General features: G+C 65.3%; 15 protein-coding genes. 10 read left to right on the forward strand and 5 right to left on the reverse strand.

Going from position 1 to position 12,398, the window contains the following annotated elements; genetic code table 11:
* Positions 1-49: 49 nt before the first annotated feature.
* A complete protein-coding gene (locus AUL35_RS01145) occupies positions 50-469 on the reverse strand; it encodes a CBS domain-containing protein (RefSeq protein WP_062011162.1) in 420 nt (139 codons plus the stop codon).
* Positions 470-667: 198 nt separating this feature from the next.
* Between AUL35_RS01145 and AUL35_RS01150 the strand changes: the two genes are divergently transcribed.
* Both AUL35_RS01150 and AUL35_RS21420 read left to right on the forward strand, forming a co-directional pair.
* Positions 668-1,921 (forward strand): MgtC/SapB family protein, encoded by a 1,254-nt coding sequence (locus tag AUL35_RS01150; protein ID WP_062011164.1) that lies wholly within the window; start codon positions 668-670, stop codon positions 1,919-1,921.
* A 16-nt stretch (positions 1,922-1,937) separates the two neighbouring features.
* Positions 1,938-2,843 (forward strand): Crp/Fnr family transcriptional regulator, encoded by a 906-nt coding sequence (locus tag AUL35_RS21420; protein WP_082666005.1) that lies wholly within the window; start codon positions 1,938-1,940, stop codon positions 2,841-2,843.
* A 2-nt stretch (positions 2,844-2,845) separates the two neighbouring features.
* On the opposite strand, the gene AUL35_RS22450 is transcribed toward AUL35_RS21420, so the two are convergent.
* Positions 2,846-3,355 carry a hemerythrin domain-containing protein gene (locus AUL35_RS22450; RefSeq protein WP_062011168.1) on the reverse strand — a complete coding sequence of 170 codons (510 nt, stop codon included), beginning with the start codon at positions 3,353-3,355 and terminating at the stop codon, positions 2,846-2,848.
* A 285-nt stretch (positions 3,356-3,640) separates the two neighbouring features.
* Between AUL35_RS22450 and adhP the strand changes: the two genes are divergently transcribed.
* The 5 genes from adhP to AUL35_RS01185 all read left to right on the forward strand — a co-directional run bounded on the left by adhP (position 3,641) and on the right by AUL35_RS01185 (position 7,958).
* A complete protein-coding gene (adhP, locus tag AUL35_RS01165) occupies positions 3,641-4,714 on the forward strand; it encodes an alcohol dehydrogenase AdhP (protein WP_062011170.1) in 1,074 nt (357 codons plus the stop codon).
* A gap of 16 nt (positions 4,715-4,730) precedes the next feature.
* Positions 4,731-5,162: a potassium channel family protein gene (locus tag AUL35_RS01170; protein ID WP_062011172.1), complete on the forward strand. Its 432-nt coding sequence runs from the start codon at positions 4,731-4,733 to the stop codon at positions 5,160-5,162.
* Between the two features lie 81 nt (positions 5,163-5,243).
* Positions 5,244-6,068 (forward strand): universal stress protein, encoded by an 825-nt coding sequence (locus AUL35_RS01175; protein ID WP_062011173.1) that lies wholly within the window; start codon positions 5,244-5,246, stop codon positions 6,066-6,068.
* Positions 6,069-6,175: 107 nt separating this feature from the next.
* Positions 6,176-7,105 carry a universal stress protein gene (locus AUL35_RS01180; protein ID WP_192847013.1) on the forward strand — a complete coding sequence of 310 codons (930 nt, stop codon included), beginning with the start codon at positions 6,176-6,178 and terminating at the stop codon, positions 7,103-7,105.
* 136 nt (positions 7,106-7,241) lie between these two features.
* A complete protein-coding gene (locus tag AUL35_RS01185) occupies positions 7,242-7,958 on the forward strand; it encodes a GNAT family N-acetyltransferase (RefSeq protein ID WP_192847014.1) in 717 nt (238 codons plus the stop codon).
* A 92-nt stretch (positions 7,959-8,050) separates the two neighbouring features.
* Here AUL35_RS01185 and AUL35_RS01190 read toward each other — a convergent pair whose 3' ends face one another.
* From AUL35_RS01190 to AUL35_RS01200, 3 genes are all read right to left on the reverse strand, one after another.
* Positions 8,051-8,584, reverse strand: a complete 534-nt coding sequence (locus AUL35_RS01190; protein WP_062011179.1) for an Hsp20/alpha crystallin family protein — start codon at positions 8,582-8,584, stop codon at positions 8,051-8,053.
* A 57-nt stretch (positions 8,585-8,641) separates the two neighbouring features.
* Positions 8,642-9,289: a BON domain-containing protein gene (locus tag AUL35_RS01195; protein ID WP_062011181.1), complete on the reverse strand. Its 648-nt coding sequence runs from the start codon at positions 9,287-9,289 to the stop codon at positions 8,642-8,644.
* A 112-nt stretch (positions 9,290-9,401) separates the two neighbouring features.
* Positions 9,402-9,851: a DUF1476 domain-containing protein gene (locus AUL35_RS01200; protein WP_192847015.1), complete on the reverse strand. Its 450-nt coding sequence runs from the start codon at positions 9,849-9,851 to the stop codon at positions 9,402-9,404.
* Positions 9,852-9,913: 62 nt separating this feature from the next.
* Here AUL35_RS01200 and AUL35_RS01205 point away from each other — a divergent pair, with 62 nt between their 5' ends.
* The 3 genes from AUL35_RS01205 to AUL35_RS21430 all read left to right on the forward strand — a co-directional run bounded on the left by AUL35_RS01205 (position 9,914) and on the right by AUL35_RS21430 (position 12,385).
* Complete coding sequence (locus AUL35_RS01205; protein ID WP_062011184.1) at positions 9,914-11,239, forward strand: NRAMP family divalent metal transporter; 1,326 nt, start codon at positions 9,914-9,916, stop codon at positions 11,237-11,239.
* Between the two features lie 85 nt (positions 11,240-11,324).
* Positions 11,325-11,747, forward strand: a complete 423-nt coding sequence (locus AUL35_RS01210; protein WP_062011186.1) for a hypothetical protein — start codon at positions 11,325-11,327, stop codon at positions 11,745-11,747.
* Between the two features lie 119 nt (positions 11,748-11,866).
* Positions 11,867-12,385 carry a MarR family winged helix-turn-helix transcriptional regulator gene (locus AUL35_RS21430; RefSeq protein ID WP_082666009.1) on the forward strand — a complete coding sequence of 173 codons (519 nt, stop codon included), beginning with the start codon at positions 11,867-11,869 and terminating at the stop codon, positions 12,383-12,385.
* Positions 12,386-12,398 lie beyond the last annotated feature (13 nt).

Raw genomic sequence — 12,398 nt, forward strand, 5'->3', positions numbered from 1 at the left:
TGAGAGTGGCTCGGTCGAACAGGATCGACCGGCAGGCGATCCGGCGGGTTCACACGTGCGGCGAGGAGACCGACCGGACGAGTTTGTGAGCTGCCTTGCGACCGGCGAGGTGCGAGATATCGCCGAGCGATACGATCCCGACCATTCGCCTGTGATCGTCGACCACCGGCAAACGCCGGATCTTCCGTTTGTTCATGACCCGCAAAGCTTCGTCGACCGTTTCATCGTCGCGGCAGTAGACGATGGTCTTCGACATGATGTCGCGCGCCTTGAGTTCCGTGGGGTCGGCGCCGTTCCCCAGGACGCGGAGAACGATGTCGCGGTCGGTGATCATTCCGACGAGTTGTTCGGCGTCGGACACGGGCACGGAGCCAATGTCCTCGCTCTTCATGAGACGGGAGATCTCGACCACCGGCGTATCCGGAGAGACCGATCTCACCCCTCGGTGCATGAGCTTGCGAAGTTTCATGGTCGGCTCCTCACTTCATGCCGTCGGCACATTCCTGCGGCCGCCAGCGCGTCGATCCGCTCGGAACAGGAAAAGTCGAGGCTCGTGACAGGATAAGTCGTCGGGGGCCGTCCCGCTCTTGATCCGCATCAACGTCGGCCGTGCCCGTTCATGGCTCCCTTCCGGGAGCCGTCGTAGCGCCTCTCGTTCGGACCTCACGTGAACACGCTTCTGCTTCGCCTCGGGCTGGCGTTGGCGATCGGCCTCCTGGTCGGGTTGGAGCGCGGCTGGCGCGAGCGCGAGGCGCCGATGCACAGCCGCACCGCAGGGATCCGAACCTTCGCGCTGTCCGGCCTTTTGGGAGGTTTGGCCGCCGCAGTCTCGATGGCTCTCGGCAATCCCTGGCAGATGGTGGCCGTCCTCCTCGCGTTCGCGGCCGTCCTTTTCGCCTTCAAACTGCGGGAGGCGATGCACGACGGCGATTTCAGCGCCACCAGTACGGTCGCGGGCCTTTGCGTCTTCATGCTCGGCGCGCTGGCGGTCGCCGGGGATACGGAGGCGGCCGCGGGTACGGGAGCCGCGGTGGCGGGCGTCCTGGCCAGTCGCGAAGTGCTTCATACGCTGCTGAAGCGCATGTCCTGGACGGAACTGCGTTCCGTACTCCTCCTCGCTGCGATGACGGCCATCATCCTACCGCTTCTGCCCCGGCGCACGATTGACCCCTGGGGCGGGTTCAATCCATGGGAAGTCTGGTTCTTTACGGTTCTGACCGCCGCTCTGTCCTACCTCGGCTATGTCGCGACGCGCCTGTTCGGCCCGCGTCGCGGTCTCATCCTCAGCAGCGCGGCCGGCGCCGTCGTGTCCTCGACCTCGGTCACACTGGCGATCTCCCGCATGGCGAAGTCGGCAGACAGCCCGCGCGTTCTGGCGGGAGCAGCGCTGCTCGCGGCGGCGATCTCGGTCGCCCGCGTGTGCCTCATCGTCTGTCTGGTGCAACCCAGCGTCGTGCCCGGTATGGCGCCAGGGGCTCTTGCAGCGCTCGTCGGCTTCGGAGGCAGCGCAGGGTTCCTTCTCGCGAACCGAGCGGAAGCGATCGGCGCCGGGCCGACGCCGCGCAACCCATTCGATCTCGGTCCCCTGCTCCTGTTCGCCGCCATCTTCGCGGTGGTCGCAACCTTCAACGCGGCGCTTGCGAGCCATGTCGGCTCGAAGGGACTAATCCTTTCGACCGCCTTCTCGGCCGCCGTGGACGTCGATGTCGCGACGATCAGCGTCCTGCGGCTGGTCGGCGTCCAGACGGATACCCTTACCGCCGGCCACGCGGTGCTCGGCGCGCTGCTCGTCAACGGCCTGTTGCGCCTCGGAATCGCGCTCGCGTTCGGTCCGCCCAAGTTCCGCATTCTCGTTCTCGCCGGGAATGCCGCTGCGCTCGCCTTCGCCGGTCTCGTTTATCGTGCGGGACTAACCATATGATTCAACGGCGTAAGTCATGCCCGCCGCGAGTTCGAAACCCAGTTATTTAGTCGGCTACGGTCTTGTAGGGGTTTACCTGACTCCTGCCGATATCGCGGAGTCCATAAACTTTTCGCGACAAGAACCTCTCAGCCGGCTCAGCGCTGCGGCCTGCGCTGCACCCACTCCACGGAGCACGGCAATGCACATTGCTCCCAAGCCCCATCTGCCATCGACCCTGCACGACCCTGCCGCATGTCAGGGATGCGAGGTACGCCGAAGTGGCATCTGCCGCGTACTCGACCCGGACAATCTCAGTCAGATGGCCCGCGTCTCCAGCCGCCGGGTCGTTGCCAGGGGTGAACCGATCCACCGGGTGGGGCTCGACGACGACGTTGTTGCGAACCTTCTGGGGGGCGCCGTCAGCCTTGCCCGCTGCCTGCCCGACGGACGGCAACAGATCGTCGGCCTCCAGTTTCCCCCCAGCCTCGTTGGAAACTTCGTCGGGGTCGACGATGGACTGGACACCGTGGCTCGCGAAACCGTCCGGCTTTGCGTCATTCCCCGGCATGATTTCGAGACGATCATCTCGCGCAGCCCTGAGCTCGAACATGCTGTCCTCCATCAGGTCGGGCTCCAGCTCGACGAGGCGCGAACGTGGCTCCTGGCGATCGGCCGCAAGTCGGCAAGCGAACGGGTCGCGACCTTCCTCGACATGGTGGCCCGGCACCGCGCCGTTCCTGCCGAGGAAGGCGGTGAATACATCCTGCACCTTCCCTTGTCGCGCGGCGCCATGGCCGACTTCCTCGGCCTCACGATCGAGACCGTGTCGCGGAAGATGACGGAGTTGCGTCGGACCGGGATCATCGACTTCTCGGACGCGACAACGGTCCGCATCCTGTCAAGGCAGCGCCTGAAGTCGGCAACCGGCGACGTGCCCTGATTTCAGCTGCGGAGGAATTCGAATACATTGCCTGCACTCTGCGAAGATGAGGGCCGCCGATACGCGTCGATGACGGCACCGACCTCTTGCCGACTAAGAAATCGCCGAATTGCCGGGATCAGAATGTCGGCCTCGCAAGCCGCATGGCGCCGCAGGCTGCGAAACAGGGCACGCGTCTGGAAGGCGATGCCTTCGAGTTCCTGACGGCTGTTCCGCTCGTGCAGCCTCACCAGTTCCAGGCTGAGGTCGATGGCGGCATCACGATCCTCGCCGTGCTCGTCCACGAGCCGTTGGATGAGCGAGCGATAAATGGAGACGGGCGGCAGTCGGCGTTCGAGCGCCGCGAAAATCCAACGCTCCTCGATGAAATGGATGGTTCGGAGCCGGGGAAGAAGCGTGGCGCGTATCGCGGCGCAACCACCGGCGTCGTACTGCGGAAACGTGTCGGCTAGGGCCTCGAGTTCGAGGCTGAGGACGAACTGCTGCGAATGATATCCGCGCAGCAGGTCCAAGGGTGTAGGCCCTTTGCCGCGCCGCTGGCGAACGGGATCACTGGGTAGGCTGCGGTTTTCCACGGCTGAGACCGATCGAACTGGATATGCTTCCCAGGAGACGTTCCCGTCATCCGGGCGAGCCGGCGGCACGCCGTCGTTCTCGCGGCGCATTCCACCCGGCGGTGGGCATACCATCCGCACGGGCGGTGGTGCGTCTTGCGGTGAATCAAAACGCCCGACCGCTCCTCTCCCCAGTGTCAGCCCCGCGACGATGCGATTGGTCCGCGCAGAAAGGAGACGGTCATGCCGGAAACGATGCATGCCGCAGTCGTGGAGGAATTCGGCAGGCCCCTCCTGATCAAGTCCGTGCCCGTGCCCGAACCCGATCACGACGAGGTCCTGATCCGGGTCGTCGCTTGCGGCGTCTGCCATACGGATCTGCATGCCGCAGACGGTGACTGGCCGGTCAAGCCGCACCTGCCCTTCATCCCTGGGCACGAGGTCGCCGGCGTCGTTTCCAGACTTGGTCGAGACGTCGACAACCTGCATGTCGGCGACCGGGTGGGCGTTGCGTGGCTGCACGACGCCTGCCTCGCATGCGAGTATTGCGAAACCGGCTGGGAAACGCTCTGCGAGCACCAGCACAACACGGGATACAGCTGCGATGGCGGATTTGCGCAATACGTCGTCGCGCGAGCGCAATTCGTAGCAAAGCTGCCGGACAATCTGGACTTCGGACCTGCGGCTCCGATCCTGTGCGCCGGCGTTACGGCCTACAAGGGACTGAAGGAGACCGAAGCGCGGCCCGGCCAGTGGGTGGCCGTTTCGGGTGTGGGTGGCCTCGGCCACATGGCAATCCAATACGCGAAGGCGATGGGACTGCGCGTGGCGGCTATCGACGTCGCACCGGAGAAGCTGGAGCTTGCGACCAATCTGGGGGCGGACCTTGCGGTGGATGCCCACATGCCGGATGCCACCGCGAAGATCGTGGCGGCGACAGGCGGAGGAGCGCATGGCGTTCTGGTCACGGCCGTCTCGCGTCCCGCCTTCGCTGCCTCGCTGGAGATCGTGCGCCGACGGGGTACGGTCGTTCTCGTCGGCCTGCCACCGGGCGAGTTCCCCGTTCCGATCTTCGACGTCGTCCTGAAACGCCTCACGCTTCGGGGATCGATCGTCGGCACGCGGCGCGACTTGGACGAGGCCCTGGACTTTGCCGCCCGTGGCGACGTCAAGGCGGAGATCGCAACCGTCCCCTTGGCCGAGGTCAATCGTGTCCTGGCGGACCTCAAGGCAGGCCACATCTCGGGTCGCGTCGTCCTCGATCCCACGGCGCAAGGGCTCTCCGGCCACGCCAGAAAGGAAGCGGCCGCAGCTTGAGCTGCCGGTTCGGGTCATGGGACAGAACCTGATGGTCGGCACAGCCATGATCGCGGCCAGCGTCTGCATCCACACATTGGGTCTGATTGCCCTGACCCGAGTCCTATCCCGCGTCGTGGAGGCGTTCCGTCTCCATCTGAACTGGGGACGGATCATCGCCATGATGTTCGTGGTGCTTGGACTGTTCCTTCTGATGACGATCGAGGTTTGGGGATGGGCTGCCGGGTACAGGCTGCTCGGTGTCGTCTCAGATTGGGAGACGGCGCTCTACTTTTCGACTACGACCTTCTCGACCGTCGGCTTCGGAGACGTGACGCCTCATCCGACATGGCGCCTTTTGGCTTCGCTGGAGGGCATCGATGGATTTCTGCTGATCGGATGGTCGACCGCCTACCTCGTGTCCGCCGGTACCCGTATCGGACCGTTCCGATCAGGCGAGCACTTCTGAGCTCCATGCACGAGCATGATCCAGATCAAAATGTCGGAAGACACGGAGGCGCTCGATGCCGACCAGGCATGGGAGGGCTGAATGTCCGACAAACCCCGCTTCGCATCGATCCTTGTCGGCCTCGACGGTGGTCCGGGCGCGGCTTCGCGCGTCGGGCTTGCGGCACGTATCGCCCAGCGTTTCGACGCGCGGCTGACCGGCGTCGCTGGCCAGGGCATTCCGATCTCTCTCTATGCCGGCGGATGGGATGGAGGTTACACGGAGATTGCGGCGGCCGAACGCAGCGCGATCCGGCGAAATCTCGCCGCCGCTCGCCAGACCTTCCAGGGCGCCGCCCCGTCGTCGGCCACTTGGCTCGAAGGCGAACGCGACCCGACCGATCTGATGGTGCATCACGCGAGCCTGGCCGATCTGATCGTGCTGGCGCGGCGCGGCTCGGACGATGCCTATGCCGGTCCCCTTTCGATCGACCCCGGTTCCGTCGCGCTGCGCGCCGGAAGGCCGCTTCTGATGGTGCCGCCGAATGATGAACGCGACAGCGCGAGCAACGTCCTGGTGGCGTGGAACGATTCCCGGGAATCGCGCAGAGCGCTGTCTGACGCACTACCCTTCCTGGCGGGCGCTCAGCATGTCTTCGTGCTTGGTATCGGCCAGGGCGCGGTCGGCGAGAGCCTCAGCCAAGCCTGCACCTATCTATCCCGCCGTGGCATCGAGGCGCACGCCCGCCATGTGCCGGAAGGCGACATCTCGATCGCGCAGGAGATCTTCGCTCGTCTGGAGACGATGGAGATCAATCTCCTTGTCGCCGGCGCCTTTGGTCATAGTCGCCTGCGCGAGTGGGTCTTCGGCGGAGTGACCTGGTCGCTCCTGGAAAAAACGCCCTGCCCCTGCCTCCTGTCTCACTGACGGCACTGTGAGCCTTGCGCGAGATCAATCCGGTACCTCGCCCTTCCTGAGACGATGCCATGGAACATGGCGACCCGGTCGCGACCCGACCGGATCGCATGATGGGCTTGGACAAGGACCGCCCCGCCATGAGCGCAGTCTCGACAGACACGACCATTGCCACCGGGCAGAGCCGGCCGGCAACGCACATCGATCCCGCACGCCACAGCCGCAGCATCAGCGACGCCCTGCTGGTGTTCGATGGTTCCAAGGCCGACGAACGCGTCGCTTCCGTCGCCGACGGGGTCGCGACGGTCTTCGAGACCCATCTGGAAGCGGTGCTGACCAACGAGATCGTCTTTCCAACGTCGGGGTTCGGCGAGTTGCTGACGCCTCCCTACGAAATCAGCCGACTCGACGAGGCCGCGGCCGACCGTGCCGCCAAGAAGCTGACGGAGCGCCTGGAGCGGACCGGCCACCCGTTCGACCTCCGGCGCCTCGACGCGCTCGGCTTCGAACTGGAGAACTCGGTATCGAGCCTCTCGCGCTGCGTCGACCTGGTAATCGCGGCGCGAGCTGAAGGTACCGTCGAACAGCGGCCGAACTTCACGGAGGCCGTTCTCTTCGGCAGCGGCACCCCCATGCTCGTCTGTCCGCCCTCCATCGAATGGTTCGACCCCGCGGCGCCCGCCGTGATCGGCTGGAAGAACCGGCCGGAATGCAGCCGCGCCATTGCCGGAGCGCTTCCCTTCCTGCAGCGCGCGCGAGACGTCTTCCTGGTGACGGTCAGCGAGTACGGTGCCGACGAGCAGTTTCATCGCGAACCGGCGGCGGACATGGCGCGCCATCTGGCGCGGCATGGCATACGGGTCGAGATCCGCCATCTACCGAAGTGGGATCATCCCGCCGATGCGCTTCTCAACGAGACGAAGGCGACCGGCGCCGGTCTGCTCGTCACGGGCGCCTACGGCCATTCCCGCTTCAGCGAATGGCTGCTCGGCGGCGTGACGCGCGAGCTTCTGAAGAGGACCGACGTCGCGGCGCTTCTTTGCCACTGAACTATCATGGCCGCGCAGCACTGCCTGGTGACCTACCATGTGCAGCCCTGGGGCCCGTCGTGGACGATCGCCTTTCAGGGAAGCTGCTGGGGCTTCTTCCCGACGCGCCGGCTGGCCCTTCGCTGTGCCGCTAGCAATGCTCGCCGCGTCGCGCAATCAGGCCACGAGGTCGACATCGAGATCCATCGCCGGTCGCGGCTTGGCGTCTCGCCGCCGCGCGTCCTCCATTTCGGCGAAAGCCCGGCAGGCCGTCGCACGGGACGCGGAAGGATCGTCAGGACGGACAAGGAGAAGAGTGATGAGCGAGCCCAAGCGAGATCCGTCGCGTCCCACCGACCACGGCGCGGAAATCCTGCGCACCCTGACCGGGATGGTTCTCACCGTCCGTCCCCTTGAACCCGGGGACGAACGCGTGTTGGAGTCGCTGTTCGACAACATCACGCCCAGCGACATCCGCTTCCGGTTCTTCAGCACCGTGAAGCACATCGATCGAAACCGCCTCGACGCGATGATTCATCCGGAAGGGGCGGGATCGGCGAGCTTCATAGCCTTCGACGCATCCGGGACGCCGGTCGCGACATCACTCTTCGTAGCGGATACGAATGGGCGGGAGGGCGAGATCGCCGTCGCCGTACGAAGCGACGTGAAGCGGCACGGGATCGGATGGCTGCTTCTGGCCTACAGCCTCGCCTACGCGAAGCGCTCCGGTTTCCAAAAGGTCCGATCCGTGGAAAGCCGCGACAATGCCGCAACGTTGAATTTGGAGCACGAGGTCGGCTTCTCGATGCACGCCCACCCGGACGACCCGACGCTGACGATCGCGACGATCGATCTTCCGAAGTGGGAAGGGTGAAGCGCGCCGGTCATGAGCGATCTCATCCGACCTCATGTGAACGGCGCCCCAGGGGCGCCGTTCGAACGTGCAGAGATCGTATGCGTCTCTCGTCAGTCCGCTTTCACCTTGATACGCCGCTCCAGAGCTTTCGCCTCCGGCGTCTTTGGCAGGCGGACCTTTAGAAGGCCCTTGGCCATGTGCGCCTCGATCTTCTCGCTGTCGACGCCGCTCGGCAGCGTCAGGCTGCGCGAGAAATACCCGTAGCGGCGCTCGGACATGAAGATGTCCTTCTGATGCTTCTTCTGCTCCCGAGCCTTCTCACCGGCGATGGTCAGGACACCGTTGGCGACCTTGACCTCGATCTCGGATTCATCGAGTCCGGGCACTTCGGCGACGACTTCGTATTCGTCGTCACGCTCGATGACCTCGACCGCCGGGGCGGAGAAATCCGCCGCGGCGGCCAGTTCGCCGCCTTCCGGCATGAGCGAGCGGCGGCGCGGGAAGAACGGCCGCCCGAGCATCTGGTCGAACAACTGGTCGACCTCCTGGTACCAGGGCACGAAGGGCCGGGTGCCCCGGTGGCGCGTCAGTGCGCCGGCCGGAGCGTGGGTTTCGACGGGCAGTTTCGTGGCAGGTTCAGCCATCGTCAGTCTCCTTGTCGATCGAACCCGGACCGAGGGACGCCAGTCCCTCGGCCGGGATCAGGAAATCGAGATATTGTCCATGACGCGGGTCACGCCGGGCGCCGACCACGCGGCGATCTCTGCGGCCTGCCGGTCGGACCAGGCGTGAACATGGCCCGAAAGGGTGACGACCCCGTCCTTGACGTCGACGTTGATCGCCCTGGCTTCCAGCGCCGCATCCCGCTTGAATGCATCGATGATGCGCTTCTTCACGTCGGCGACTTCGGTCTTCGGGCGGATCTCGACGGTGTTGGTCACGCCGATGACGCCGGGCAGGTTCTTCACCGCGTCGTAGGCCGCGATCCGCTGGTACTGCCACTCCACACGACCGGAGAGCGTCATCCAACCGTTCTCGACCTTGACCTTCACGGCCTCGGCCGGAAGGATCGTGTTCCAGTTGATGGAATTGCTGGCGCGCCGGGCGATCTCGTCGTCGACGGTCTTGTGCGTTCCGATCGGACGCACCTCTATCTTCTCCGCGACACCCCGTACGCCCTTGATGCGCATCACGATGCGCTCGGCGGTCGACTTCTGCGAGAAGGTGGGCACGTGCCCCGTCAGCGTGATGATGCCGCTATCCACGGCGACGCCGATATCGGCGGCATCGATGCTCGGTTCGAACTCCAGCGCTTCCATGACGGTTTTGCGCAAGCTGGTGTCAAACATCGGTTGTCTCCTTGCAACGAGGCGAAAACGCCTTGTCATGGAAGGTTAGGAGACGGCCGCCCGGCGGTCTTGACGGAAATCAAGCTGCTGATCGTCCGCCCGGACACTGATCTCACGGGATAGCAGCTGCCATTTCCGGCGTGCCGACGACATGCGTGTGGGCTTGCATCTCGGCCTGCAGGAGAACCTGCCGGAGTTCCATGCGGCGGATGCTGATGCCCCGCGACCGCAGGTCACGCTCGGCCCGGCTGATGATGGCTTCCCCGTCACCGCCGCTCAAAGCCAATCGAACCGTGGCGCGCGCATAGGCCTGACGTGTCTCGCCCGACAATCCGAGCCGCTCCGCGACCCAGAGGCCGAAACGACGGTCTCTTGCGGCCCGCACGAGAAACGCCTGCTCCTCGTCATGCGCGAACTTCGCCTCGAAGGCAGCTTCGCGATCTTGGAATATGGACACGTGCACCTCCTGTTGCTGCGCATGGATCACCACCGCGAGCGCCTGGCCGAAACGGCCGCGAGAAGGCTTTCCGTGCGCCGCTCGTTCCGCCTTGACCCGGATCAAGCGGCGGGTCGCCAAGCCCCGACAAGCTGTAGTCGGCTTGTCTGAGCGATGGAGACCTCGGCATGACGGACGGACTGCGGACCGGGCAAGACAAGGATCAAACGGGCAGCCCGGTGATCGGCACGAGCAGGCCGCGCCTTCTCTCCGTCCTGGGGCCCGGGCTGATCACCGGCGCGTCCGACGACGACCCGAGCGGGATCGCCACCTATGCGCAGGCCGGCGCGGCCTTCGGGTACGGGCTCGCGTGGCTTCTGTTCTACTCCTACCCACTGATGGTGGCCGTTCAGATGATCTCCGCGCGGATCGGACGCGTGACGGGACACGGCATCGCGGGCGTCCTCCGCCTTCATGCGCCGAACTGGCTCCTGCAGACGACGGTTCTGCTTCTGCTCGTGGCGAACACCGTGAACCTTGGTGCCGACCTTGGCGGAATGGGAGACGCGACGACCCTTCTTCTCCCGGGCATTCCTCGCTGGCTCCCGGTCGTCTTCCTCGGATTTCTGTGCGTCGGGATGCAGCTGCTTCTGAGCTACACGCGCTATGTCGCCGTTCTAAAATGGCTGACGGCGGCCCTGCTCCTCTACTTCGCCGCCCTGGCCATGACGGAGGTCGACTGGATTACCTTCCTGTCCGATACGATGCTGCCGGGCAACCTGAGCGGTCGCGAGGCTTGGACGACCGTCGTCGCCGTTCTCGGCACGACCATCAGCCCCTACCTCTTCTTCTGGCAGTCGGCGGAGGAAGCGGAAGACCTTCATGTCGATCCGCGTCGGCACGAGCTCATCACGGCGCCGGAACAGGCGCCCGCCGCGCTTCATCGGATCGAGGTGGATACGCTCGCCGGCATGGGCTTCTCGAACGTCGTCGCGCTCGCGATCCTCGGAACCGCCGCTGCCGCCTTCCACCGCAACGGCATCGCCGACATCGCAACGTCGGCCCAGGCGGCCGAGGCCCTGCGCCCGATCGCCGGGCACTTCGCCAGCCTTTTCTTTGCCATGGGCGTGATCGGCGTCGGACTCATGGCGGTGCCCGTGCTGGCGGGCTCGGCTGCCTACGCGATCGGCGAGGCGCGGCAATGGCCGGTCGGCTACAGCCGCTGCATGCAGGAGGCCCGCGCCTTCTATGTCGTGGTCGCGCTCTCCACGCTCATCGGCATGGCGATCAGCCTCACGCCTTCGATCGATCCTATCCGCGCCCTCTTCTGGAGCGCGGTCCTGAACGGTGTCGTGTCTGTGCCGGTCATGGTGGTCATGATGCGGGCCGCGAGCGACCGCGCCATCATGGGCAGCTTCGCCGTGCGGGGCCTCTTGCGCGCGCTCGGTTGGGTGGCGACCGTGGTCATGGCCCTCGCGGCCATGGGCATGGTTCTGACCTATGCGATCGCTTGATCCACAAGAGCTTGATTTTCATCAAGTCTTTCCTGCCGCCGCGAGCCGATCCTGCCGACAGGAGAGCGAAGGAAAGCCTGGCATCATGGAGTTCGCCGAAGCCGACGCGAGCATGACGGTATCCGGCCCGGCCATGAAGCCGCAGGACAGGCTGGTGGTCGGTCTCGCGGTCCCGCCGGAGTTGCGGAGCGGCGGCGACACGCTTCTGGTCCTGTCCCGGCTGATGTGGGACGCCAGTGTGCAGACATTCGAGGACGCGGTCGGCGTCGCGACGGAACGGGCCGACATCCTCGGACGCGAGCTGGTCGAAGTCACGAAGGGCCATTCGCCCGGGGAGTGCTTCGGGCGCGGTAGAGACGCCTTCGTCGCCCTCCTGCTGCTCGACCTGGAGTGGGTCGCAAGGTCCGTGGAGCGCACGGGCCGCCTGGCTGGTCAGTGTGCCACCTGCATCCGCACACGCCGGGAAGCGCTTGCGAGCGACATGATGGCCACGCAGGTCACGCCCTAGTCGGTTCGTCGCAAGGCGGGGTGACGGTTCGGTTCGGCGCCGCCGGATACCCGGTTTCGCCGGTGAATGCGGGGACGATCGAGCCTCCTCGCTCCACGGCAGAAAAGACGGAGAGAGCGATGTCTCATACCCACCAGTTTCGGTCCGACCCGCCAGCGGCCCGCCCGGCCGTTCGCGTTCGTTCCACCGAGCCGGCGCGGCCGAGGACAGGGCCCATCGAGCTCCTGCCGAAGCTCCAATCCATCTCGCGTTCGGTCCGCATTCTCATGCAGGCCCACCTGCAACCCGGACTTCTATCTCTCGGTGCCGAACAGGTACTCTGGAACCTGCGAGAGTCCGGACAAACCGAATTGCGCAACCTCCAGCGCGAAGTGCAGATCAACGCCTCGACCGTTTCGAAGATCGTTGACCGCTTCGAGCGGCAAGGTCTCGTGAGCCGGCGCATCGATCCGAAGGATCGCCGCCGGGTGCTCCTTACCCTGACGGAGACCGGACTCAAGAAGCGCAAGAAACTGCTCACGGAACTTGGAGAGCTAGAGGACGAGTTGCAGGACCTCTTGCGGAACGAAGCGCAGGCGCTCGTGGTCCTGGGCGCCGTTGCAAAGATTCTCGCTGAAGCGGCTGCGGACACGAGATAACCGATGGAGCGGT

It is taken from the genome of Aureimonas sp. AU4 (assembly GCF_001463765.1).
In the GTDB taxonomy this organism is placed as follows: domain Bacteria; phylum Pseudomonadota; class Alphaproteobacteria; order Rhizobiales; family Rhizobiaceae; genus Aureimonas.

Coding starts and splice junctions, on each gene's coding strand:
- AUL35_RS01190 (WP_062011179.1), bottom strand. CDS start 8,584: ATGGCTGAACCTGCCACGAAACTGCCCGTCGAAACCCACGCTCCGGCC.
- AUL35_RS01185 (WP_192847014.1), top strand. CDS start 7,242: ATGCTCGCCGCGTCGCGCAATCAGGCCACGAGGTCGACATCGAGATCC.
- AUL35_RS01170 (WP_062011172.1), top strand. CDS start 4,731: ATGGGACAGAACCTGATGGTCGGCACAGCCATGATCGCGGCCAGCGTC.
- AUL35_RS21430 (WP_082666009.1), top strand. CDS start 11,867: ATGTCTCATACCCACCAGTTTCGGTCCGACCCGCCAGCGGCCCGCCCG.
- AUL35_RS21420 (WP_082666005.1), top strand. CDS start 1,938: ATGCCCGCCGCGAGTTCGAAACCCAGTTATTTAGTCGGCTACGGTCTT.
- AUL35_RS01145 (WP_062011162.1), bottom strand. CDS start 469: ATGAAACTTCGCAAGCTCATGCACCGAGGGGTGAGATCGGTCTCTCCG.
- AUL35_RS01205 (WP_062011184.1), top strand. CDS start 9,914: ATGACGGACGGACTGCGGACCGGGCAAGACAAGGATCAAACGGGCAGC.
- AUL35_RS01175 (WP_062011173.1), top strand. CDS start 5,244: ATGTCCGACAAACCCCGCTTCGCATCGATCCTTGTCGGCCTCGACGGT.
- adhP (WP_062011170.1), top strand. CDS start 3,641: ATGCCGGAAACGATGCATGCCGCAGTCGTGGAGGAATTCGGCAGGCCC.
- AUL35_RS01210 (WP_062011186.1), top strand. CDS start 11,325: ATGGAGTTCGCCGAAGCCGACGCGAGCATGACGGTATCCGGCCCGGCC.
- AUL35_RS01195 (WP_062011181.1), bottom strand. CDS start 9,289: ATGTTTGACACCAGCTTGCGCAAAACCGTCATGGAAGCGCTGGAGTTC.